This window comes from Aeromonas sp. QDB31 (assembly GCF_027707605.1).
GTDB lineage: Bacteria > Pseudomonadota > Gammaproteobacteria > Enterobacterales > Aeromonadaceae > Aeromonas > Aeromonas media.
In genome coordinates, this window is record NZ_JAPCIX010000025.1 from 12,356 (window position 1) to 35,500 (window position 23,145).

At 60.7% G+C, this 23,145-nt stretch carries 24 protein-coding genes and 1 riboswitch; of the genes, 7 read left to right on the top strand and 17 right to left on the bottom strand.

The window, feature by feature from the left end; all coding sequences use genetic code 11:
* The first annotated feature begins 22 nt into the window (after window positions 1–22).
* On the top strand, window positions 23–229 hold the full coding sequence (locus tag PG898_RS18240) for a DUF2909 family protein (protein ID WP_005330432.1): 207 nt from the start codon (window positions 23–25) through the stop codon (window positions 227–229).
* Between the two features lie 8 nt (window positions 230–237).
* Here PG898_RS18240 and PG898_RS18245 read toward each other — a convergent pair whose 3' ends face one another.
* The 6 genes from PG898_RS18245 to PG898_RS18270 all read right to left on the bottom strand — a co-directional run bounded on the left by PG898_RS18245 (window position 238) and on the right by PG898_RS18270 (window position 7,193).
* The gene (locus tag PG898_RS18245) at window positions 238–1,119 is read right to left on the bottom strand and encodes a cytochrome c oxidase subunit 3 (protein ID WP_270824787.1); all 882 of its coding nucleotides are present in this window, start codon (window positions 1,117–1,119) and stop codon (window positions 238–240) included.
* Window positions 1,120–1,121: 2 nt separating this feature from the next.
* The gene (locus tag PG898_RS18250; RefSeq protein ID WP_042648176.1) at window positions 1,122–1,676 is read right to left on the bottom strand and encodes a cytochrome c oxidase assembly protein; all 555 of its coding nucleotides are present in this window, start codon (window positions 1,674–1,676) and stop codon (window positions 1,122–1,124) included.
* Window positions 1,677–1,685: 9 nt separating this feature from the next.
* Window positions 1,686–3,272 (bottom strand): cytochrome c oxidase subunit I, encoded by a 1,587-nt coding sequence (gene ctaD / locus PG898_RS18255; RefSeq protein WP_270824786.1) that lies wholly within the window; start codon window positions 3,270–3,272, stop codon window positions 1,686–1,688.
* 9 nt (window positions 3,273–3,281) lie between these two features.
* Entirely contained in the window at window positions 3,282–4,442 is a 1,161-nt protein-coding gene (coxB, locus tag PG898_RS18260) for a cytochrome c oxidase subunit II (RefSeq protein WP_442865819.1), read from the bottom strand.
* Window positions 4,443–4,809: 367 nt separating this feature from the next.
* On the bottom strand, window positions 4,810–6,882 hold the full coding sequence (locus tag PG898_RS18265) for a tRNA(Met) cytidine acetyltransferase TmcA (protein WP_270824784.1): 2,073 nt from the start codon (window positions 6,880–6,882) through the stop codon (window positions 4,810–4,812).
* A complete protein-coding gene (locus PG898_RS18270; protein ID WP_270824783.1) occupies window positions 6,879–7,193 on the bottom strand; it encodes an HlyU family transcriptional regulator in 315 nt (104 codons plus the stop codon). The genes PG898_RS18265 and PG898_RS18270 overlap by 4 nt, the downstream gene beginning before the upstream one ends.
* A 139-nt stretch (window positions 7,194–7,332) precedes the next feature.
* Between PG898_RS18270 and PG898_RS18275 the strand changes: the two genes are divergently transcribed.
* The 3 genes from PG898_RS18275 to PG898_RS18285 all read left to right on the top strand — a co-directional run bounded on the left by PG898_RS18275 (window position 7,333) and on the right by PG898_RS18285 (window position 8,935).
* A complete protein-coding gene (locus PG898_RS18275) occupies window positions 7,333–7,539 on the top strand; it encodes a bacterioferritin-associated ferredoxin (protein WP_041204947.1) in 207 nt (68 codons plus the stop codon).
* Between the two features lie 141 nt (window positions 7,540–7,680).
* Window positions 7,681–8,160 carry a bacterioferritin gene (bfr, locus tag PG898_RS18280; protein ID WP_041204945.1) on the top strand — a complete coding sequence of 160 codons (480 nt, stop codon included), beginning with the start codon at window positions 7,681–7,683 and terminating at the stop codon, window positions 8,158–8,160.
* 316 nt (window positions 8,161–8,476) lie between these two features.
* Window positions 8,477–8,935, top strand: a complete 459-nt coding sequence (locus PG898_RS18285; protein ID WP_041204943.1) for a methylglyoxal synthase — start codon at window positions 8,477–8,479, stop codon at window positions 8,933–8,935.
* 63 nt (window positions 8,936–8,998) lie between these two features.
* Here the strand turns inward: PG898_RS18285 and PG898_RS18290 are convergent, their stop codons facing one another.
* On the bottom strand, window positions 8,999–9,586 hold the full coding sequence (locus PG898_RS18290) for a superinfection exclusion B family protein (protein ID WP_005330454.1): 588 nt from the start codon (window positions 9,584–9,586) through the stop codon (window positions 8,999–9,001).
* Between the two features lie 203 nt (window positions 9,587–9,789).
* Window positions 9,790–9,897, top strand: a riboswitch (yybP-ykoY riboswitch).
* A gap of 88 nt (window positions 9,898–9,985) precedes the next feature.
* On the opposite strand from PG898_RS18290, the gene PG898_RS18295 reads away from it, so the two are divergent.
* Complete coding sequence (locus PG898_RS18295) at window positions 9,986–10,972, top strand: sodium:calcium antiporter (RefSeq protein WP_270824782.1); 987 nt, start codon at window positions 9,986–9,988, stop codon at window positions 10,970–10,972.
* 95 nt (window positions 10,973–11,067) lie between these two features.
* Here the strand turns inward: PG898_RS18295 and ansB are convergent, their stop codons facing one another.
* From ansB to PG898_RS18340, 9 genes are all read right to left on the bottom strand, one after another.
* Complete coding sequence (gene ansB, locus PG898_RS18300) at window positions 11,068–12,132, bottom strand: L-asparaginase 2 (protein WP_270824780.1); 1,065 nt, start codon at window positions 12,130–12,132, stop codon at window positions 11,068–11,070.
* A 129-nt stretch (window positions 12,133–12,261) separates the two neighbouring features.
* Window positions 12,262–12,456, bottom strand: coding sequence for a heavy-metal-associated domain-containing protein (locus PG898_RS18305; protein ID WP_270824779.1), 195 nt, complete (start codon window positions 12,454–12,456; stop codon window positions 12,262–12,264).
* Window positions 12,457–12,518: 62 nt separating this feature from the next.
* Window positions 12,519–13,481 (bottom strand): LacI family DNA-binding transcriptional regulator, encoded by a 963-nt coding sequence (locus PG898_RS18310; RefSeq protein WP_270824778.1) that lies wholly within the window; start codon window positions 13,479–13,481, stop codon window positions 12,519–12,521.
* Between the two features lie 132 nt (window positions 13,482–13,613).
* Complete coding sequence (locus PG898_RS18315; RefSeq protein ID WP_161507534.1) at window positions 13,614–14,753, bottom strand: carbohydrate porin; 1,140 nt, start codon at window positions 14,751–14,753, stop codon at window positions 13,614–13,616.
* Window positions 14,754–14,977: 224 nt separating this feature from the next.
* Entirely contained in the window at window positions 14,978–15,907 is a 930-nt protein-coding gene (locus PG898_RS18320; protein WP_270824777.1) for an ROK family protein, read from the bottom strand.
* Window positions 15,908–15,918: 11 nt separating this feature from the next.
* Window positions 15,919–16,230: a PTS N,N'-diacetylchitobiose transporter subunit IIA gene (gene chbA / locus PG898_RS18325; RefSeq protein WP_025328403.1), complete on the bottom strand. Its 312-nt coding sequence runs from the start codon at window positions 16,228–16,230 to the stop codon at window positions 15,919–15,921.
* 73 nt (window positions 16,231–16,303) lie between these two features.
* A complete protein-coding gene (locus PG898_RS18330) occupies window positions 16,304–17,689 on the bottom strand; it encodes a glycoside hydrolase family 1 protein (protein ID WP_270824776.1) in 1,386 nt (461 codons plus the stop codon).
* A 53-nt stretch (window positions 17,690–17,742) separates the two neighbouring features.
* On the bottom strand, window positions 17,743–19,068 hold the full coding sequence (locus PG898_RS18335) for a PTS sugar transporter subunit IIC (protein WP_270824775.1): 1,326 nt from the start codon (window positions 19,066–19,068) through the stop codon (window positions 17,743–17,745).
* Window positions 19,069–19,107: 39 nt separating this feature from the next.
* Complete coding sequence (locus PG898_RS18340) at window positions 19,108–19,413, bottom strand: PTS sugar transporter subunit IIB (RefSeq protein ID WP_041204936.1); 306 nt, start codon at window positions 19,411–19,413, stop codon at window positions 19,108–19,110.
* A gap of 263 nt (window positions 19,414–19,676) precedes the next feature.
* On the opposite strand from PG898_RS18340, the gene PG898_RS18345 reads away from it, so the two are divergent.
* Window positions 19,677–20,972, top strand: a complete 1,296-nt coding sequence (locus tag PG898_RS18345) for a PTS sugar transporter subunit IIC (RefSeq protein ID WP_042648163.1) — start codon at window positions 19,677–19,679, stop codon at window positions 20,970–20,972.
* A 4-nt stretch (window positions 20,973–20,976) separates the two neighbouring features.
* Here the strand turns inward: PG898_RS18345 and PG898_RS18350 are convergent, their stop codons facing one another.
* The gene (locus PG898_RS18350; RefSeq protein WP_005323502.1) at window positions 20,977–21,927 is read right to left on the bottom strand and encodes an AEC family transporter; all 951 of its coding nucleotides are present in this window, start codon (window positions 21,925–21,927) and stop codon (window positions 20,977–20,979) included.
* 136 nt (window positions 21,928–22,063) lie between these two features.
* Here PG898_RS18350 and treR point away from each other — a divergent pair, with 136 nt between their 5' ends.
* Window positions 22,064–23,011, top strand: a complete 948-nt coding sequence (treR, locus tag PG898_RS18355) for a trehalose operon repressor TreR (RefSeq protein WP_270824774.1) — start codon at window positions 22,064–22,066, stop codon at window positions 23,009–23,011.
* Window positions 23,012–23,145 lie beyond the last annotated feature (134 nt).

Genomic DNA, 23,145 nt, shown 5'->3' on the forward strand with positions numbered 1-23,145 from the left:
GCATATAACGGAGGGCTCCAACATGTTGATCAAGATAGTGCTGGTACTGATGCTGCTGCTCATCATTGGGCAGCTGTTTCATGCCCTCTGGCTGATGATGACCACGGGTCATCCCCAGAAGATGTCCGCCCCGCTGGGGCGTCGGGTGTTCTTTTCCCTGCTGGTGGTCGTCATCCTGCTGCTCTCCCTGATGATGGGCTGGCTGGAGCCCAACCCGCGCCCTTACTGATCCCGATCTCAGAGCAGGTAGACGAACACGAAGAGGCAGAGCCATACCACGTCGACGAAGTGCCAGTACCAGGCCGCGGCCTGGAAGGCGAAGTGGCGCTCGGCGGTGAAGTGATCCTTCAGCACTATCCGCAACCATATGATCAGCAGGAACACAGTCCCCAGGGTGACATGCAAGCCATGGAATCCGGTCAGGATGAAGAAGGTATTGCCGTAGATGCCGGAGTCCAGTCGCAGCCCCAGATCCCGGTACGCATGCAGGTATTCATAGCCTTGCAGCCAGAGGAACGCCAACCCGAGCAGCACGGTCACAAGCAGCATCCCCTTGAGACGACTGCGTTTTCCATTCTCCAGCCCGGTATGAGCAAACAGCAGGGTGACGGAGGAGCCGAGCAGGATCAGGGTATTGATGAGGGGGATTCCGTGCCAGGGCATGGCCTGGGTCGTGGTTCCTCCCGGGGTCTTGACCATGGGCCAGTGCGCCGAGAAATCCGGCCACAGCAACTGGGCCGTCATCGCCTTGTTGCCCGTGCCGTCCAGCCAGGGCATGGCAAGCTGGCGGGCATAGAACAGCACTCCGAAGAAGGCAAGGAAGAACATCACCTCGGAGAAGATGAACCAGACCATGCCTTGCCGGAAGGATCTGTCCATCTGGGCGCTGTAGAGCCCGGTCATAGACTCCTGGATGATGTGACGAAACCAGCCAAACAGCATGAAAATCAGCAAGGCAACGCCAGCCATCATCAAGTACCGGCCGACCCCGGCCTGCTTGCTCGCCACCTCATTGACCAGATGCCCCGCCCCGAAAGCCAGGAAAAACAGGGCCACCGCCCCTATGATGGGCCAGCGGCTCTGGTCAGGGACGTAATACGTCTGGTTCACTTTGGCCATGATTATTTCCTCTGCGCCAGCGTCGGGGCTGGGGTGGACTGAGTGATCTCATAGAGTGAGTAGGAGAGCGTGATGGTGTTGATGTTGTCGGGCAAATCGGGGTCGACATAAAACTTGAGCGGCATCAGCTTGCTCTCTCCCGCCTGCAACTCCTGACGGTTGAAGCAAAAGCACTCCACTTTCTTCAAATAGGCGGCGGCAGGACCGGGCGAGACTGACGGTACCGCCTGACCAATCATGGTGCGATCGGTGGGATTGAACACCCGATAATTGACCAGCTTCATTTCACCAGGCCGCACCGACAACCGCGCCGTTTCGCCGCTGAACTGCCACGGCATCCGGGTGTCCGCATGGGCAAGAAACTCGATCTGGATGGTCCGTTTGCTGTCGATCACCGCCCGCTCTGTCGTGGCCGGCTGTACTGCAGTCTTGCCGTTGAGACCGGTGATCCTGCAGAAGACGTCATACAGCGGCACCAGTGCAAAGGCGAACCCGAACATGACAAGCACCACCAGGGCCAGCTTTCTGAGCAGGGGACCGTGATTGACCTGAACCATATGACCTCCTTACCGCACCTCTGGTGGGGTCTTGAAGCTGTGGTAGGGAGGGGGGGATGAGAGCGTCCACTCCAGCCCCTCCGCCCCTTCCCACACCTGATTGCTCGCCTGCTGCCCGCCCCTGATGCACTTGATCACCCCCCAGACGAACAACAACTGCGACAACCCGAAGGCGAAGCCGCCGAGACTGATCAGCATGTTGAAGTCGGCAAACTGCAGCGCGTAATCCGGAATGCGACGGGGCATGCCCGCCAGACCGACGAAATGCATGGGGAAGAAGAGCACATTGACCGAAATGAGCGAGCACCAGAAATGCCATTGGCCGAGTCGCTCGTCATACATGTGCCCCGTCCATTTGGGCAGCCAGTAATAGGCGGCGGCCAGGATCGAGAAGACGGCGCCGGTGACCAGCACATAATGAAAATGGGCCACGACAAAATAGGTATCGTGATATTGGAAATCGGCCGGGATCATGGCCAGCATCAACCCCGAGAAGCCACCTATGGTGAACAGGGTGATGAAGGCGATGGCAAACAGCATGGGGGTCTCGAACGTCAGTGACCCCCGCCACATGGTGGCCACCCAGTTGAATACCTTCACCCCGGTCGGCACCGCGATCAGCATGGTGGCGTACATGAAGAACAGTTCGGCGACAACCGGCAGCCCAGTCGTAAACATGTGGTGAGCCCAGACCATGAAGGAGAGCAAGGCGATGCTGCTGGTGGCATAGACCATGGAGCGATAACCAAACAGTTTCTTGCGAGAGAAGGTGGGAATGATGTTGGAGACGATGCCAAAGGCCGGCAGTATCATGATGTACACCTCAGGGTGGCCAAAGAACCAGAAGATGTGCTGGAACATCACAGGATCCCCTCCCCCGGCCGCGTCGAAGAAGCTGGTCCCGAAATACTTGTCCGTCAGCACCATGGTCACCGCCGCAGCCAGAACCGGCATGACAGCAATGAGCAGGAAGGCCGTGATAAGCCAGGTCCAGACAAACAGCGGCATCTTCATCCAGCCCATGCCCGGCGCCCGCAGGTTGAAGATGGTAACGATGACGTTGATGGCTCCCATGATGGAGGAGATGCCCATGATGTGGATGGCGAAGACGAATAGCGCCGTGCTGTTGCCGCTGTATTTGGTGGACAGGGGGGCATAGAAGGTCCAGCCCGAGCTGGGGCCACCACCCTCCATGAACAGGCTCGACAGCAGGATCAGAAACGCAAACGGCAGGATCCAGAAGCTCCAGTTGTTCATCCGGGGCAATGCCATGTCCGGGGCCCCGATCATGATGGGGATCAGCCAGTTGGCGAGACCGGTGAAGGCGGGCATCACGGCGCCAAAGACCATGATGAGGCCATGTACCGTGGTCATCTGGTTGAAGAACAGGGGCTCGACCAGTTGCAGACCGGGCTGGAACAGCTCGGCCCGAATGACCATGGCCATGGCGCCACCGGTGAAGAACATGGTCAGGGCGAACAACAGATAGAGAGTGCCGATATCTTTGTGATTAGTGGTGTATAACCAGCGTTTCAGGCCCGATGCAGGTTGGTGGGCGTGCTCGCTGTGCAGGGTATCCGTGATTCCATCACTCATGCTGGCGCCTCACTTGTCCTTGTTTGGTTCGACTGGGTTCAGAAGGGACTGCACCTCTGCAGCCTGAATGACATCACCGGTCTTGTTGTCCCAGGCATTGCGCTCGTATGTCACGACGGCGGCGAGTTCCTGCGCCGTCAGCTGCTTGCCGAAGGGCTGCATCGCAGTCCCGCTCTTGCCATGCAGGACTATGTCCAGGTGCTGGGCCCTGTGTTCTGGCAGCGTCGCCACCTTGCTGCCCTTGAGGGCCGGGAAGATACCAGGCAAGCCCGTACCCGCGGGCTGATGGCAGGCGGCGCAATGCCCCAGGAACACTTTCTCACCCAGCTCCATGGCCTGCGGTAGCGTCATGGTCTGGCTGGCCAGGTCTTGCTGCTGGGCCTTGGCAGCGGCCTGGTCTGCCGCTGTCTTTGCGATCCAGCCATCGAACTCCCCGGCCGGCTTGGCCACCACCACTATGGGCATGAAGCCGTGGTCTTTGCCGCACAGCTCGGCACACTGCCCCCGGTAGGTGCCAGCCTTGTCGATGCGGGTCCAGGATTCGTTGATGTAACCGGGATTGGCATCTTTCTTCACGGCGAAGGCGGGCACCCACCAGGAATGAATTACATCGTCCGAGGTCATCAGGAATCGGATCTTCTTGCCGACGGGCAACACCAGAGGCTGATCCACTTCCAGCAGATAGGTACCGCTCTTGGGTTCATCGCCCGAGATCTGCTTCTTGCTGGTCGCCAGCAAGGAGTAAAACTCCACCGGATACTCGAGGTATTTGTAATGCCATTTCCATTGCGAACCCGTGATAAGCACGGTGAGATCGGCTTTGGAGGTATCCTCCATTTTCAGCAGTGTCGAGGTCGCCGGTGCCGCCATGGCGACCAGGATCAGCACCGGGATGGCCGTCCATAGCAGCTCGATGCGGGTGCTCTCGTGGAATTGGGCGGCCTTGGCGCCGCGAGACTTTCTGTGGTGGACGATGGACCAGAGCATGGCCCCGAAGACGATAAGTCCAATGGCACAGCAGATATAGAAGATCGTCATATGCAGGTCATACACCTGCTGGCTGATGGCGGTCGCCCCGCGTGTCATGTTGAATGTGATGTCGTTGGCGGAAACACTGCTGCTGGCGAGCCACACCATCCATGCGCCATGGTTGATTGCATTTTTTCCCACATTGCACTCCCTGTGCACGTTAGAAAAGATGGCAGACATTGACAACTTAAAAGCTAACCATCTGAAAATAATGCATTTATTAAACATTCAGTCACATTCAAGTATTAGTCCATATTCTGAAAAAACCAAAGTGGTGCCGGCCGATGAGGGACTCGTCAGAGCAGTTGGCGTCCTATCCAGGGTAGAAGGAGGGGATGCTGGCGGCGGCCATTGCCCCATGGCATCGCCCTGAATGGCGCAATCACAGGAGATATCCGATAGCGAACGGCCAGGGCCGCTCGACAAAAGAGAAGGGGCCACACAGGCCCCTTGTTCTAATCGCGACCGCAGGTGTCATCTCGCACCGCCGCGGCCATGTCGTCCGTCATCAGGTCATGGGTGCCGGTTTGTCCAATAGCCGGGCCAGCAGGCTGCGCAGCATCTTGATAAGTGCAGGTTTGCCGGCAACCCCCAACGTCTTTGCCAACTCATTCCAGTCCACATACTGCCAGATGGGGGCGATCAGCAACCGACGCTCGTCGGGAAGCAGTTCATCCAGCACAGTCAACCGACTGGTCAGCCAGCGTTGCAAGCTGGCTTGGCACAGCTCGAACGGCTTGTGATGATGGGCAAAGCAATCGAGCTCCTGATACTCGAACTCATCCAGTTCGGGCACCTCTACGGCCACGTCACCTCTCAGACATAACCAGACCAGTTCGGGCTCCAGCCCCTTGAGCTCTCCTGCCAGCAGGGTGGGCAACTGGCTCACGAAGCGCTGTCGCCATTGAGCCAGCTCCGAATCGAGTTCCGCTTTAAGTGGTTTGAGCAACAAAGCCGCATGGCTGCCACTGGCCGCATCTCGCTGCAGGCCGATGCGCAATGCCGTCAGCCCCCCCTTGAGCCAGAATGGCAGCAAATCAGGACTGGCAGAGAAGGCTGACCCCAGATAGTCGTATCCCTGCGTGCGGTAGTGTGTTTCCAGCTGAGCCAGCAACAAAGAACCCAGTCCCAGACGATGCAAGGAGGGATGGATGGCAATGCGCATCACCCTGGCATAGGTGCGCTCCCCTGCCGTGATGAAACCGGCGTGTGCCAGCAGCGACTGGGGCAGCAGATGGCCGCGGGGACGTCGTCGCCCAGCCCAGATATGATGAGCCAGCGCTGGCGCTATGTTGCCTTCCCGAGCCACCAGGGCAACACCGAGCAACTCCCTCTCTTGCTCCAGCAGGTGGATGTCGAGGTCCGGGCTCTCCAGCAAATACCGCAGATCGCTGGGACTGGTCTGATAATGGGCCAGGACGAGCAGGCCGAACACCCGATTGAGCAGAGCCTCATCCAAGGCCAGCGCCTCCTGTACCAGCCGTCGCCAGCTCGGTGTCTTCGGAGGTTGAGGTGCCACCATGTCGGCATTGAGACCGAGCAACCGGAAGATCAGCGGCTCCAGCGGATCATGCCGACTCCAGCGGATGGGTTCGACCAGATGCAGCTCCTGCCAATCCGGGGTTTGCCTATCGAGCACCCGCTTGAAACGCAGATGAAAGCCACGCCCCGTCCCTTCATAGCCGTGCTCGGTGGTGGCGAACACTATGCGGCTGTGATGGGCAAGGATGGCCTCCAGCAGCGGGGTCGGAATGGCGGCCGCCTCATCCACAAGCAGCAGATCCGCTTGCACATCCCCTTGAGCGACTCGGTCTGGCGACACATAGGTCAGCCCCGTCAGCCGCTCAGGCATGTCTGCCAGCGCCGCCGAGGCATGGGCAAAGAGCGTGGCGACCGTCGCCTGGGCGGGAGCCGTCACCACTATCTGCAGGCCGGGATCCTGGCGCAGCAGATCGGCGCTGGCCAGACCCAGCAGCGCACTCTTGCCGCGGCCACGATCCGCGCTCAGCACCAGCGGACGACGGCGATGACCATGCAATACTTTGTGGATGGCCGGCAGCGCACGGGCTTGATCGGCACTGAGTGGCCGGCTTGCGTCAATAGGACGCCAGGGCTCGACGCCGACGGGAGGGCTCAAGGAGAGGGCCGGGTCCCCTGTCAGCAGCCGCACCAGGCGGGCGATAAAACCATGACCCGCCCGCTTGGCATCCTCGGGCTGGGCGACCAGCCGCAACCTGTCGGGATCCGGATAGGCTGGCCACGCCGCTCTGGGAGGCGTCAGCAGCAGCAGCAGCCCCCCGGCGCGCAACGTGCCCGCCAGGGCGCCGAAGGCATCGGGATGAAAACCGCTGAAGGCGTTGAACACCAGGGTATCGCACTCCTGACCGAGCCGTTGTAGCGCCTTGGCAGCGGGCAACGGTCCATGGTGCTCGGGGCCATCTCCCAGCCAGAAGACCACCTCCCCCAGCAAGGGTTCGGCGCGGGTGATGCAATCGGCTTCGAGACCTTCCAGCCAAATCAGGCGACGCTCACCGGCGTGAGCGAGAGCCTGGCGCAACAGATCCACCTCGGCTGGGATCATGAGGATGAGCTGTCGCCCGGCTTCACCCGTGGCTCAAACATGCGCTCCCCCATCTGATCGATGAAGGTATGGGCTTTTTGCACCATGAAGCGCTCGGCGTCGGCTGGGTTGGCGAACAGATCGGAGCGGATGAAGCGATGAGTCTGTAATTGCCCGTCGATCTCCCTGGTGATGCGACCGGCCAGCCTGTACTGCCCCACTTCCGCCATGGGTTCGGGATAGATGAGATAGCCGGCGTATTCGGTGGGCGTGACATCGACTATCTGGGCAGATTGCTCTTTGAACAGGGCATTGAATAGTTTCTTGAGCATCTTGGTCTCCTCTCTGATGGTTGTATTCTCCTCAAGGGGGGAATCACTGGCAAGCAGGAGATCTTATTACCATTCGTTCCTTGCATTACGAACCATTCTCATTTAGATTTCATCTCATTCCAGCATGAGGTCCATTAATATGTACGTGTGTTTGTGCCGCGGCATCACAGATAACCAGATCCGCAAGGCGGTACAGGCAGGCAAGACCGAGTTCAAACAGTTGAAACAGTCGCTGGAAGTCGGTACCCAATGTGGCAAATGCGTGCGCATGGCGATGGAGATCATTGCCGCCGAAGTCGACAAGATGGAGTCGGAGCAGGCGCCCCTTTATTACGAAGTGGCCTGAAGCGCCTCTTCCCGACACCTCACCTCATCGAGCGAAGGCTCTCCCTTTCTGGGGGGCCTATTCGCTATCTTCTTATGGTCATTTTTCTCAACTAAGCTCTAGTGATCGGTGCCCTAGGCTCGAACATGAGGAGTAATGTCGATGAAAGGAGATCCCAAAATCATTGCCCACCTCAACAAGGTGCTGGCCAATGAGCTGGTTGCCATCAACCAATATTTTCTGCATGCCCGCATCTACGATGACTGGGGCCTCAAGGGCCTCGGGCACAAGGAATATCATGAGTCCATCGATGAGATGAAACATGCCGACGAGTTGGTCAAGCGAGTGCTGTTTCTGGAAGGGCTGCCCAACTTGCAGGATCTGGGCAAGCTGCGCATCGGTGAGACAGTCGAGGAGATGTTGCGCTGCGATCTGTCACTGGAAATGGATGCCATTCCCGACCTGAAAGTGGCCATCACCTATGCCGAGTCCGTGCAGGATTACGTCAGCCGCGATCTGTTCCAGGATATCCTGGAAGACGAGGAGGAGCATGTTGACTGGCTGGAAACCCAGCTCGACCTGATCGCCCGTATCGGTCTGGAAAATTACCAGCAATCCCAGCTTCATTCAGAGTCATCCTGAGTGTGGATGTCATCATGATCTGCCCCCAACCCGCCAAGGCGGGTTTTTTCTGGGCCGCCAGCTTCAAGCGCATGCATGAATTTGAAATATACGGACGTTACTGCCTGCCAGGCAGGTGGCCAACCGGGTTGTTTCCCCAAGTCAGCCAACCCCCTTCACGGAACGGGACGCACCGCCGGATCCGGCGAACGAGGCACTGCCCCAAGCCGGATTGAACCATTGCAGTGATCACAGTTACGATCCAGGGCAAAGCAGCACGCGCCGCTTTCGATTAAGATACGGCCCTATTTCCATCACTTTGCTACGGATGATCTCCATGGAACTGATTGCACGTGAGATGGCCCCCCACAAGCGGGTGGCCCTGGTTGCTCACGACAACATGAAAGCCCCATTGCTGAACTGGGTGCTGCGCCGCAAGGAGGAGCTCAAGCTCCACCACCTCTATGCGACCGGCACCACGGGCACCCTGCTCGGCAAGCAGGCACAACTCCCCATCACCTGCCTCTTCTCCGGCCCCATGGGCGGCGATCAGCAGCTCGGCGCCCTGATCGCCGAGGGCAGGATCGACGTGATGATCTTCTTCTGGGATCCTCTCAATGCCGCGGCACACGATCCGGACGTGAAGGCGCTGCTGCGTCTCGCGGCGGTCTGGAACATCCCGGTCGCCACCAACGAAGCGACGGCGGACTTCATCATGGACAGCCCGCACATGCAGCAGGCATTCAGCGTACAGGTGCCCGACTACGCCGGTTATCTCAAGGCAAGAACCGAGTAGCCCCAGCCAGATAGCAAAGAGCCGGACAGTGTCCGGCTCTTTTGTATGAAGGATGGTGACGGCTCAGCGCTGGAAGCTCTTCTGGGCGAACTTGGGTCTGGCGTTCATGATCTGCTCCACCTGCTCGTCGCTCATCTTGCCGCGCGACAGCCCCAGCACCTTGTAGGTCAGCAGCGGCCGCGCCGGCAGTGCAATCATCAGGGCGCGGATCTGGTTTTCGTCCTCCTTCTCTCGCACCGGCTTGCCATAGGCATAGGTCAGCACCCCGGCATCCATCAGGTTTTTGACGGCGGGCTCGGTGATCGGCAGGTTTATGACGCTTTTCCGTTGCAGCACGAACTCCCGCAACACCGCCTTCTCGTTGAAGTCGAGGAAACCTATCATCTGGGCCAGCTGATCCTGCTGACGGCGGGATTGCCACTCTTCGCAGGCCCATTCCCAGGCAATCAGGAAACCCTGGCTGCAGAAATAGGAGATGGCGATCAGCATGCCGACCCCCAGCCAGGCGGCGTGGACCGTGGCCCACTGGCTCACGGCGCCTTTCATCAGCCCGGCCGGGAACAGCAGTATGATGCTGCAGCAGAGCAGCAGCCAGACCATTAGCCAGTTGAGGCGATTCAGCTGGTAAAAATGTTGGATCCACCGTTTCATCGTTCACCCTTCCCAAGTCAATGTGGACAGTAGTCAACTCATAGCAAGGCCTGTGCCAAGGCGAGGGTCTTGGGACGGGTTCAGGATCTCTATGGGCAGATCCGAGGGATTTGCTGGGTGGGGTGGTTACATCCCCTTACAACTTGCCGGGGGGATGAGCGGCCATTTTCCTTGTGGGGCGCCCCATCTCTTGGTAAAAATCCCGCACTGTCATTGGGGAGTAGCAACCCGCCCGAGATCCGGGCAGGGCTCATGTCAACATTCTTGGATCTGCCGGTCCATGGCATGAGCGGCGATAACATCTATCGCTCTGCAAGACCTTTGGCCTCGATACGCAAGCCAGCCGGGCGAGCCGTATCGGGTCCATCGGTTGTTCTGCTCGCCTGGCGGTTGCCTATTATGTTGATCACCCTGCTGTTATTCCTGTTCTCTGCCGTCACCATCTACCTGGCCTGCGAATATTTCGTCAACGGTATCGAATGGACCGGCCATCACTTCAAGTTTTCCCAGAGTGCCACCGGCTCCCTGCTGGCGGCCCTCGGCACTGCCTTGCCCGAATGCATCGTCACCCTGACCGCGCTGTTGATGGGGGATGCCCCCGCCCAGCAGCAGATTGGGATAGGCGCCGCCCTCGGTGGCCCCCTGGTGCTCTCCACCATAGGCTATGCCGCCGTCGGCGTGACCCTGCTGCTGTACATGAGCCGTGAACACAGGGTCATAGATGGCGAGGTACAGCGCGAGATTGGCCGGGATCAGGCCTGGTTCGCCGGCATCTTCCTGGTGGCGGTGGCCCTCGGTATGGTGGCCTTCACCGGCAAAACCTGGCTGGCCCCGCTGTTCGTGCTGGTTTATCTGGTCTATGTGCGGCGCGAGCTGAAACAGACCGACAGCCACGAGGTCGAGTTGCCAGAGCCTCTCAAGCTGGATCCCGAGGCCGAGATCCCGGCCCTTCGCAAGGTGCTGTTGCAGACCCTGGTAGCGCTGGTGGTGGTGGCGCTGGCAGCCCAGCTGTTCGTTCATCAGCTGGAGAGCATGGGCGAGCTATTCGGCCTCTCTCCCGTGCTGGCGGCCCTGCTGCTGAGCCCGGTGGCAACCGAGATGCCGGAGCTGATGAACGTGCTGATCTGGGTGCGGCAGGGCAAACACCGGCTGGCGCTGGCCAATATCTCGGGGGCCATGATGATCCAGGGCACCATTCCCAAGGCGTTCTGCCTGCTGTTCACCCCCTGGTTGCTCGACAGCACCATGATGGTCTCCTCGCTGGTGACTCTACTGGCGGTGGCACTGCTGTGGTGGGGCTTCAGTCGTGGGCGGATGACGGCGGGCAGGCTGGCCTGCGTGGGGCTGGTGTACCTGGGGTTCTGCGGCTGGCTGATGGTGAGCTGACGGCGCGCTCTATGTGAAGATGACGCCATGAGCAAGGGCAGGATCCGATCCTGCCCTTTTTTCATGGGTGTATGTTAGCGGGTTAAGCCCCGGGATCAGAACTGCTGGAACCAGCGCTGGATCTGGGCAGGATCCTTGCTCTGGGTCAGGGAGAGCATCAGCAGAATACGTGCCTTCTGCGGGTTCAGGGTGCCGGCGGCCACGAAGCCGTACTTGGCATCATCGATCTCGGCATCCAGGGTGGTGGCACCGGTCGGCACGCGGGCGGAGCGCACCACCCGGATGCCATCCTTGCTCGCCTTGGCCAGGGTGTCGAACAGTGTGTGGTAGAGGTTGCCGTTGCCCACCCCGGCGCTGACGATGCCGTCGAACTTGGCATCCACCATGGCCTTGGCCGGCAGGTCGGTGGCGTTGGCGTTGGCGTAGCTGTAGACGATGCCCACTTGCGGCAGCTTGTCGAGCTTGCTCACGTCAAATGGGGTCTTGCTGGTGTGCAGACGGGCAGGGCTGCGCTGGTAGTCGATCTTGCCGTTGTGGATGTAGCCGAGCGGGCCGAAGTTGGGGGCGGCGAAGGTCTGCACCCCTGTGGTGTTGGTCTTGGTGACATCGCGAGCATCCAGCACGGTATCGTTCATGGCGACCATGACGCCACGACCCTTGGAGCCGGGGTCGGAGGCGGTGACCACGGCGTTATACAGATTGAGCGGACCATCGGCACTCATGGCGGTGGAGGGACGCATGGCGCCGACCAGCACCACCGGCTTGTCGCTCTTGACGGTCAGGTTGAGGAAGTAGGCGGTCTCTTCCATGGTGTCGGTGCCGTGGGTGATGACGATACCGTCCACGTCGTCCTTGGCCAGCAGCTCGTTGACCCGCTTGGCGAGCGTGAGCCACACCTCGTCGTTCATGTCCTGGGAGCCTATCTTGACCACCTGCTCACCCTGCACCTCGGCCACGTTCTTCATCTCGGGCACGGCGGCGATCAGGGTCTCGATGGCCACCTTGCCTGCTTCATAGTTGGATTGGGTGGCGGACTGTCCCGCACCGGCGATGGTGCCGCCAGTGGCCAGGATATGGACGCTGGGCAGGGCCATGGCCAGGGGAGAGAGGGTCAGGCCGAGTACGGTGGCGATCAGGGTCTTGCTGATAGGGAGGGTCATGCTGCAGTCCTTTTGAATGGGGAAACTGCAGCATTTTTATCCTTTTTAAACCAAATTTAAGTGATTACTCTCACCAATAAAAAGAAGTAAGCAGAATATTGGTCTGATTTTTACCCATATAGGGATAAATCACTTTGCACTGAACCCCTTGGCTTCGATCAGCGCGATCAACTCGGCTCTGCTCAGCTCGCTCTCGATGATGGCCTTGCTGCTGGCAAAATCCACCTGGGCCTGGCTGACGGCAGGCTGGGCCAGCAGGGCTTTTTGCAGGCTGGCGGCGCAGCCACCGCAGGACATGCCGGAAATGGTGAGTTCTATGGACATGGGATATCTCCTCTGTTGATGTGCCGTCAGCCTAAAGCTGACGCTCGCGGCAAGGTCAAGCCCTAGCGGGCCACCACGGATTCACGCACCACCAGACGCCCCTGGAATTTCTGCTGTTCATCGGCCGGTCGCAGACTCTGTGCCAGTTGCGCTTGCAACACCCGCACGCTCTCCTGGGCCAGCCGTTCACTTGGATACTCGATGCAGGTCAGCGGTGGGGTCAACTGGCTCGCTAGGGCGGAGCCTTCCAGGCTGATGACAGAGACATCCTGGGGGATATGGAGGTTGAACTCGCGCAACAGCCGCATGGCGTCGGCAGCCTGGGCATCTTGCTGCACCACCAGTGCGGTGAAGGGCAGGTAGCGGTTGAGCAGGCCGAGCAGCGCCTGCTGGTTGTCGGTGCCATCGATCACCAACTGGCTGTTATAGGGCAGAGATTGCTGCTGCAGGGCCTGTTGATAGCCTTGAATGGCGCTCTTTCCCGCAGGGGAGCTCTTGTCATCCAGCATCAGCACCAGCTGGCGATGACCCTTGCCGAGCAGGAAGCGGCAGGCGCTCTCGGTGGCGAAGGTCAGGTCGTAGCAGAGATTGAGGTTGTCGCTCCCACTCACCCCATCCAGCTGAATGAGGCGCGAGTCCGGATTCAGAGGCTGTTTGGTACCGAGTACCAGCACGCCGTCACAACGCCCTCCCAGCAGTTCATCGACCGCCTGCTGCTGTTGCTGCGCCCCATCGGCGAAGCGCACCAGCATGTTCTTTCCCGCCCTGGCCAAGGCCCCTTCCAGCAGCGGCAGCATGCTGGCCAGACGATTGCCAAGCTGGGGGGAGAGGATGATGCCCACGCAATCCGTCGCCTGGGTCGCCAGGGAGCGGGCCGTGGCATTGGGTCGGAAATTCAGCTGCTCGGCGGCTTGCAGCACGGCCAACCGGCTCTCTTCACGCACGCCGCGCGAGCCACTCAGGACGCGGGAGACGGTGGCTTTGGATACATTCGCAAGGCGCGATACATCGGTAATATTGGCCATGGCTTCATCAACGGTAACCGGTTAACAGAAGTTCATCCTAACATAGGCCAGCACCCGCCGGTAAGGTTTGCCTGCTGAGACAAATGGAAAAGGGTGGCCATCGCCACCCCCTGCCAGCTCTGACCCCGGCGGTCAGAAGAAGTATTTGAAGCGCACGCGGCCACCATAACGGTCGATGTTGTCCACCTCGGCGCTGTCAACATTCAGCTGGGACCAGTAGGCCCCCAGATAGATGTCGAAGTTGTCCAGATCCAGCACGCTCGGGATCTTGTAGGAGGCATAGACGGTGTTGATGGTGTGCTTGCCCACCATCTTGCCGAAGTCGGCGTTGGGGTTGTTCAGATTGGCGCTGCTGATGTCGTTGATGGCATAGATGTAACCCAGGCCGGCATTGTGCCAGAGCAGGTTGGCGCCCAGGGTGGTATCGGTTTCATCCTCGGCGTCCATGCGGGCCGCGTTGGCGTTGATGACCAGGGCGTCCTGGGTCCAGCTGGTGGTGAGGCCGTAACCCATGCGATCGGACACCGAGACATCATCGCTGGTGACGATGGCGTCGCTGATCACGTTGCCCTCGGCCCCCAGAGCGACCTTGAGGTTCTCCCCCTTCCAGGCGATGACGGGACGCACGATGATGGAGTCCTTGGCCTTGGTCAGCGCATAGCCGTGGTACTGCTGGCCGGCAAACAGATTGGTGCGGTCCCCGATCAGGCTGGAGAGCTCCAGGTACCAGTTGCCCGTCTCCTTGTTGAGCAGCAGCTGGCCGCCCTTTCCTGCCCGGCCACGACCCTCCTTCAGCATGTAGACATAACCATTGCCATCGGAGTAGAGGTCGTTGGCGCTGTCACCGGAGTGCTCGACGAAGATGTCCTGACCCAGAGGGAACATGTCATAGGCCTCGAAACGGCCGACCTTCATCCCCCAGTTGCTGCGCTGGCCGAATCCCAGATAAGCGTCATCGGCACCGGCTCCACCGTTGGTGCCTATGGTGGGCTGGATCTGGATCTGGCCGTAGCGACCGTCTTCCAATTCTCGCACTCCGAGGAAGTTCAACAGCAGGCGACCGTCCTCGTCCCAGCGATCGGTGCGGGTCTCGCTGGTCTGCCCCAGCACGTTGCCACGGGTAGTATTGGACGCGTTCAGGTTGATCTCCGCATCACCCCCCAGGCTCAGGCGCCCGAAGTCCGTGTTGGTTTCCACCACGGCGCTGGCCATGAAAGGGGTGCTCAGGGCCAGGATGGCAAAGATCCGGGCGGACAGGTTTGTCAGTTTCATTATTATCATTCCTTGAGTTTTATGTTTTTGATATACAAGCACTTATTTATCTGTCTCCCCGAGAGGAGGACAAATTTGGGCATGCCTTTCCCCCATCGCGACGCAATGTGGGGCAAAGGGCATGGATCAAATCGGGTGGGGCTAGGGCCCGAGGCAGTGTCTCAGCCCCTGACAGGCGTCGCCTGCCGGGGGAGGCGAGTCGGCGCTCTCCCTGCGGCCATGGTTCAGATGGCCCATGTGGTGGCTCCTTCGACGCAGCTCGGCAGCCAGGCGGCGCCGCGAACCCCGCTGCTGTCCCCGTAACGGGCAGGCACCATGGGGGTGATGCAGCGATCCGAAAACAGGTAGGGCGTCAGTGCCTGGGGCAAATCCAGATAGAGGCGATCTATGTTGGAAAGACCTCCTCCCAGCACGATGACATCCGGGTCCAGCACGTTGATCAGGCTGGCGACGCTGCGGGCCAGGGCCTGGATGAAGTGGTCATAGTGGGCCTCGGCCTCCACATCCCCCTCGGCGGCGGCCGTGATGATACCGATCGGCGACAGTCCTCGGCCGTGGCGCTCCACGAACCGGCCGGCAAATCCAGTGCCGGAGACGAACCGCTCGATGCAGTTGTCGCGGCCGCAGTAGCAGGGCTGGCTCGGGCCATCCAGAGCCGGGTCATAGCCGGGCAGGGGGTTGTGTCCCCACTCTCCGGTGATGGCGTTGGGGCCGACGATGAGTTGGCGATTGACCACCAGCCCGCCACCACAGCCGGTGCCGAGGATGATGCCGAACACTACCCTGCCCGCCTCTCCCGCCCCGTCGACGGCCTCCGAGAGGGCGAAACAGTCGGCATCATTGGCGAGCCAGACCGGCTGGCCCAGCGCCTTGGTCAAGTCTCCTTTAAGGTCTTGTCCGTTGAGAAACAGGCAGTTGGCATTCTTGATCCGCCCCGTCTGCGGGTCGATGGCCCCGGGCAGCCCTATGCCTATGGTGAAGGGGCCATCCAGTTCCTGGCGTATCTCGTTCACCAGGTCGGTGATGGCCACCAGAAAATCGGCATACCCCGTGGTCGGGGTCGCGATACGCTTGCACAGCAGGCTGACGCCCAGGCCATCGAGCAGTTGAGCCTCAATCTTGGTGCCGCCGATGTCGAGTCCGAGTCGCAACATGATCGTCTTCCTCAGGCGGCCAGCTTGCGGTGCAGCTCGATGAGCTCGGTGACCAGCTCCCGGGCCAGCATGGCGGTCATCAGGTGATCCTGGGCATGCACCAGGATCAGCGTGACCGGGATCTTGCCCTCCCCCTCATCCGCCTCGATCAGCCGGGTCTGCACCGCGTGGGCGGCGTTGGCGGCCTCGGCGGCTTGACGCAACAGATCATCTGCTTCGGCAAACTGGCCGGCCCTGGCCTGACGCAGCGCCTCAAAGCAGAGGCTGCGGCTCATGCCGGCGTTGATGATGAGCCCCATGACGGTCTCTTCCAGATCGAACATACACACTCCTTGGTGATGGGCGCCGGCCCTTGGGCTGGCGCGCTTTCTTTATACGGGTCGACTGACGGAATAATCAGTCGAAGCCATGCTCGCGGGCGGCGGTGGCAAACCACTGGCCGCTCTTCTTGATGCGCCGGGTCTGGCTCTCCAGCTCCAGTTCGACGAAGCCATAGCGGTTCTTGTAGGCGTTGCTCCAGGACCAGTTGTCGATGAAGGTCCAGAGGTGATAACCCCGGCACTGGCAGCCTTCTTCCAGCGCCTTGTGCAGCCAGATGAGGTGATCCCGGATGAAGCCGATGCGGTAGTCATCCTGGATCTGGCCATCATCGCCCTTGAACTTGGCCTCCCCCTCGACCCCCATGCCGTTCTCCGAGATGTAGCTCGGGATGTTGCCGTAGTGGTCGCGCAGGTTGACCAGGATGTCGTAGATCCCCTGCTCGTAGATCTCCCAGCCCCGGTGCGGGTTCATCTTGCGGCCCGGCATCTCGTAGTAATCGAAGAACCACTCCGGCATGAAGGGGCTGGCGGGGTTGACCGCGTGGCTGCGCGCCTTGATCCGGCGCGGCTGGTAGTAGTTGACCCCCAGCAGGTCGATCTTGCCCGCCGCAAGCAGGGCGGCATCGCCCGGCTCGCAGGCCGGCAGCTGATCGTATTCGCGCAGCAGTTCGACCAGTTCGGCGGGGTATTCCCCCTTGACCGCCGGATCCAGGAAGCTGCGGTTGAACATCAAGTCGGCGATGTTGGCCGCCTTCAGATCCGCCGGGTGTTGCGAGCGCGGATAGGAGGGGGTCAGGTTCAGGATGATGCCGATCTCGCCATCCTGACCGAGGGCCCGGTAACGCTGCACCGCCGTGGCATGAGCCAGCATGGTGTGATAGGCCACGGTGGCGGCGCGGCGAAAATCCACCACGTTCGGATAGTGGAAGTCGTAGAGGTAGCCCCCCTCCACCGGCACGATCGGCTCGTTGAAGGTGAACCAGTGCTTGACCTTGTGACCGAACAGCCTGAAGCAGGTGTCGGCGAAGTCGGCGTAAGCGGCGACCACCTCCCGACTCTCCCAGCCACCCAGCGCCTGCATGCTCATCGGCATGTCGAAGTGGAACAGGCAGATGAAGGGCTCGATCCCCTCGGCCTTGAGCTCGTCGAGCATGGCGTCGTAGAAGGCGACGGCCTGTGGGTTGGGTTCTCCCCGTCCCGCCGGGATCAACCGCGACCAGGCGATGGAGGTGCGGAAACTGTTGTGGCCCAGTTGCTTCAGCAGGCAGATATCATCGCGAAAATGCTCATAGAAACCGGAGGTCTGCGCCGGCCCAATCTGCTGATGGAAGCGATGGGGGGACTGCTCGAACCAGTGATCCCAGATGGTGGGCGCCTTGCCCCCTTGCTGGCTGGCACCTTCCGCCTGGGCGGCAGACGAGGCGCTGCCCCACCAGAACTGTTCAGGAAAACGGTATTGCATCTCGTGTTACTCCAAGCTTGAAAAAAGAGGCCGTCTGGCGGCCCCGCAGGCAATCAACGGCTGGCAACGGCCGCCAGTGTCGGTTCTTTCGAGTCAGTCCGTTCTTCCTGCTTGAGCAAAGTGCGCTCATAGGCCTTCAGGAAGGGGTAATACATGGCCGCGGCACTGCACATGCACAGCAGGCTCAGCACCATGGGGCTGATGGCCCAGTTGGCGGCCCAGGAGGCACCGATGGGGCCCGGCGTGGTCCAGGGGGTGAGGGACACCACCCGCTCCACCAGACCGAAGTCCAGGGCAAACCAGGCCAGGGTGGCGTTGATCATGGGCACCAGGATGAAGGGCAGGAAGAAGACAGGGTTCATGACGATGGGGGCACCGAACAGGATAGGCTCGTTGATGTTGAACAGGCCCGGCACCACGCCCATCTTGCCGATGGATCTCAGGTGCGCCGCCTTGCTGCGCAGTAGCAGGAAGGCCAGCGGCAGGGTGGAGCCGACGCCGCCGATCAGCAGATAGTGATCCCAGAAGCCCTGCAGGAAGATGTGGGGCAGCGCCTCACCCGCCGCCATGGCGGCCTGGTTGCTGGCCAGGTTGGCCATCCAGAACGGGTTCATGATACCGGTGACGATCAGGGCGCCGTGGATCCCGGCGAACCAGAGGATCTGGCACACCAGCACCGCCAGCAGCATGGCTGGCAGGGAGTCAGAGGCGGCCACCAGCGGCTTGACCAGGGACATGATGGCTTCCGGCAGGATCATGCCGGTGCTGTTTTCCAGCAGCAGGTTGAGGGGATGCAGGGTCAGGATGATCACCAGCACCGGGATCAACACCTCGAAGGAGCGGGCGACACCGGTCGGCACCTGGGGCGGCAGCTTGATGGTGATGTTGTTGCGCTTGAGGAAGGCATAGACCTCGGCCGCATAGATGGCGGTGATCAGGGCCGTGAAGATCCCCTGGCCGGAGAAGTACTGCATGGAGATGGCGCCATCCTTGACCGGCGCGGCCACCAGCATGAAGGACATCAGGCAGAGCAGACCCGTGGTGACCGGATCCAGCCCGTTCTGGCGGGCCAGGCTGGCGCCTATTCCCACCGAGATGAACAGAGTCATCAGCCCCATGCTCAGCTGGAACGGCAGCAACAGCTGCGGCTGGTAGGTCGACGAGAAGTCAAGCCAGGCGCGGGCGAAGCCCCACTGGGTCTCGGGTGAGAAGGGGGGAAAGATGAACACCAGCATGAAGCTGCCGACGATCATGAAGGGCAAGGCGGCGATGAAGCCGTCACGGATCGCCTGCACGTATTTTTGCTGGCCAATCCGCCCGGCCAGGGGGCTGACCCGGTTCTCTATGGTACTGACAAAACGCTCGTAAAGGGTGTTCATGAAAGTTTCCTTGTGACATTCACTGGTTTGGGTTGCACATCAGCCGATCAGGGTGAGGGCGTGGTCGAGGACCTTGTCACCCCGTTGCATGCCGTAATCCATCATGTTGATGGTGTCGACCGGTACGCCGTGGGCTGCGGCACGCTGCTGCAGCTCGGCTTGCATGTATTTGACCTGGGGCCCCAGCAGCACCACCTGGTAGTGGGGCATCTGCAGATCGAACTCTGCCGCCCCGAAGGCCTGTATCTCGGCGTCCAATCCCCGCTTGTCCGCCTCCTCTTTCATCTTCTTGACCAGCAGGCTGGTGGACATGCCGGAAGAGCAGCACAACATGATTTTTTTCATTTCCCGATTCTCCAGACGTTCGTAACGGATGGCGCATTCTGGATCGGATGGATTTAATTTGGAAACCGGTTTCCAAATTAAATCCATTGATGTGTGAGCGGGATCGGCATTTTCCGATTCAAAGGGTCGGGAAGTGTGAGCGAGGTAATGAAATGGCAAAATGGTCGCGGATATTACGGAAACAAAACCGCAAAGCCGTCAAAATGGCGTCCAAGCCCCGTCATGACAAGGGGTATCAGGATGACAAGGAACCGAATAACGTGATGAATCTGCAATGGATGGCAATGCTGGTCGGCATGATAGAGCAGCGCATGGTACCGTTTGCCAACTGGCTGACCCGCAGTCGCCATGTGCTCTCGTTGCGCGATGGTTTTCAGCTGGCTATGCCCTTCGTCATCGTCGGCAGCCTGCTGGTCCCCATTCTCTATCCTCCCATCGCTCCCGACACGCCGCATGCCTTCGGGCAGTGGTTGCACTGGCTGGCGCGGGCGCTACATCCCTTCCTGTTTCCCGTCTACTCCCACACCCTGGGGCTGGTGGCACTGATCATCGCCTTCGGCGCGGCGTCCAGCCTCGCCAAGGCATACGAGATGCCCGAGCGTCTGTGTGGTCTGGGAGGCTGCATGGCGTTCCTGATGCTGATCGACTTTCGCTCGCTGCAGCCCGGTGTCTTTGGTTATCTGGGGGGCGCCGGGATCTTCACGGCCCTGTTGATGGCTTTCTACTCGGTGGAGGTGACCCGGTTCTTCTATCGCCGGGGCTGGTACATCCAGATGCCGGATGAGGTCCCGGTGATGACGCGGCGAGGCTTTCAGCTGATCGTGCCGCTGCTGTTCATCATGCTTTCGCTGAGCCTGCTGCGGCTCTGGTTGCAGCAACAGTTCGGGATCAGCCTGCCGGACTTCATGGCCGCCCTGTTCCGGCCCCTGATCGTGGGTGCCGACACCCTGCCAGCCCTGCTGATCACCCTGCTGATTGCCCATCTGCTCTGGTTCATGGGGATCCACGGCGCCCTGATAGTGACCGGTTTGCTGTCACCCTTCTGGATGGCCGGGGTGAGCGCCAACCAGGCCGCGCTGATGGCGGGAGAGCCCCTGCCCCACATCTTCTTGCAAGGGTTCTGGGACTATTACCTGCTGATCGGGGGGATTGGGACTACCTTGCCTCTGGTGTTCATGGCCATGCGCAGCCGCAGCCACTCCATCCAGTCGGTGGGCAAGCTGGGGTTCATCCCCTCCATGTTCAACATCAACGAGCCGCTGCTGTTCGGTTTTCCCATCATCATGAATCCGTTGTTTTTCCTGCCCTTTATTGGTGTTCCCCTGATCAATGCGGTGATCGCCTGGCAGCTGACCCAGTGGGGTTTCCTCGACAAGTTCATCGCCCTGCTGCCCTGGTCCATGCCCTCCCCGCTGGGCGCCGCCTGGGCGGCCAACGGCAGTTGGAGCAATGGCCTGATGAGCCTGGTCTGCATCCTCAACAGCTATGTACTCTACCGCCCCTTCTTCCTGGCCCACGAGAAGATGGTGCTGGAGCAGGAACGCGAGCGGCTGGGCTGAAGGGCTATCCCATCAGCCCCAGATAGTTCATCAGCGCCGCCCCCAGGCTGGTGGTCACCAGCGAACCGAGCGTGGTGGTGGCGATGATGTTCGCCGCCAGGGCGCTGTCGCCCCCCATGGCACGGGTCATCACATAGCTGGCGGCTGCGGTGGGGGTGGAGCTGATGAGAAACAGGATGCCGAGGGCCTGGGTGTTGAAACCGAGCGCCCAGGCTCCCAGCACCAGCAGCACGGGAATGCAGAACAGACGGTTGGCGGTGGCCCAGCCGGTCAGCATGGCGCCGCCGCGCAGGGCCTTGAGGTTGAGGCTGGCGCCGGTGCAGAGCAGCGCCAACGGCAGTGTCATGTTGGCAAAATAGTTGCCCGTGGTGATCACCAGCTGGGGCAACTCTATGCCGAGCAGGCCGAACGGCAGCGCCGCCAGGATGGCGATGATGAGGGGATTTCTGACAATCCCCTTGAGGATGGGCCTGATCCCTTTCCCGCCCCCCAGGCTGCGGGTCAGGGTGATCACCGCGAGGATGTTGTAGAGCACTGTGATGGAGCCCACCAGCAGGGCGGCGGCGCCTATCCCCTCCGGGCCGTAGGCGTTTTGCACGTAGGCCAGCCCCATGATCCCCATGTTGCCGCGAAAGCTGCCCTGCACGAAGATGCCCCGCAATTTCTGCTCGCTGATGAAGCGGGCCGCCAGCAGCTCCAGTACCAGAAAACCGGCCAGGGTGCCGAGCAGGCCGTAGAGGATAAGCCAGGGGCTAGGCATGGTGGAAAAGTCGGTGCGCACCATGCTGAGAAACAAGAGGGCGGGCAGGGTGACCTGAAACACCAGGCGGGAAGCGGACTCGACGAAGCTGTCAGGCAAGAGGCCCAGCCGCTTGAGCCAGATGCCGAGCACCAGCACCAGACAGATGGGGCCCGTGATGGAGAGGGAGAAGTGCAGACTTGCCAACAGATCCATGATGCGCGTCCTGTGCAATGGCGAGGGGAGTCGCCTGGGCAAAAATGGCATTCTAACGCCATGGGCTTGTATTCACAGGACTTAATCACAACAATGTCTGCATCCCGGTTGTCGCCCTCCCCTGTCACGGATCCCCATGGAAAAGAAACTGACCATCCTCGATATCGCTCGCCTCAGCGGGGTCGGCAAGTCGACCGTCTCCCGGGTGCTCAATCAGGATCCCAGGGTCAACGCCCAGACCAGAGCCAGGGTCGAGGCGGTGATCGCAGAGCACGACTTCGTGCCGAGCAAGTCGGCCCGGGCCATGCGCAGCCAGAGCCAGCAGGTGATAGGCATAGTGGTGTCACGCCTCGACTCCAGCTCGGAGAACCAGGCGGTGCGCGGCATGCTGGAGACCCTCTACGCCCGCGGCTACGACGCCGTGCTGATGGAGAGCAAGTTCTCCCCCACCAAGGTGAGCGAGCACCTGGCGGTGCTGGAGCGGCGCGGGGTGGACGGCATCATCCTGTTTGCCTTCAACGATCTGGACTACGCCGCCATGGCGCCGCTCAAGGAGAAGCTGGTGTTGATGGTGCGCGAGCACCCCGGGTTTTCGTCCGTTTGTTACGATGACGAGGGGGCGGTGCGGGCCGTGCTCGATCACCTCAGGGGACGAGGCATCGACGAGGTGGCCTATCTGGGGGTCGAACGCAACGATCTCACCACGGGGCTGCGCCGGCACCAGGCCTATCTAGACTACTGTCGGGAGCAGGGGCGCGTCCCCCACAGCGCCCTCGGGGATCTCAGCCTGCACAGCGGCTACCGGCTGGCGGCCGAGCTGGTCACCCCCGGCACCCAGGCGCTGGTCTGTGCCAGCGACACCCTGGCCATCGGCGCCGCCAAATACCTGCAGGAGCAGGGGCGCACCGACATCCTGGTGAGCGGCCTCGGCAGCAATCCCATGCTCACCTTCCTATTTGCCAACGCCCTCAACCTGGATTTCGGCTACAAGGATGCCGGCATTCTGGCCGCCAGACAGCTGCTCGATCAGATTGAAGAGGGGCAGGCCCCCAGAGCCACCATAGCTCCCTGTCAGCCCCTGTAGTCTATCTTTTCCTCTCATTACCGGCGTTTTGCACTTTTTGTGACCACCGCCACGAATTGGGAACGTTCCCATTGCTGATGTCGACCACTGGCCTCATGCTGATTGGGAACGATACCAATAAGCGGGCGGTCATT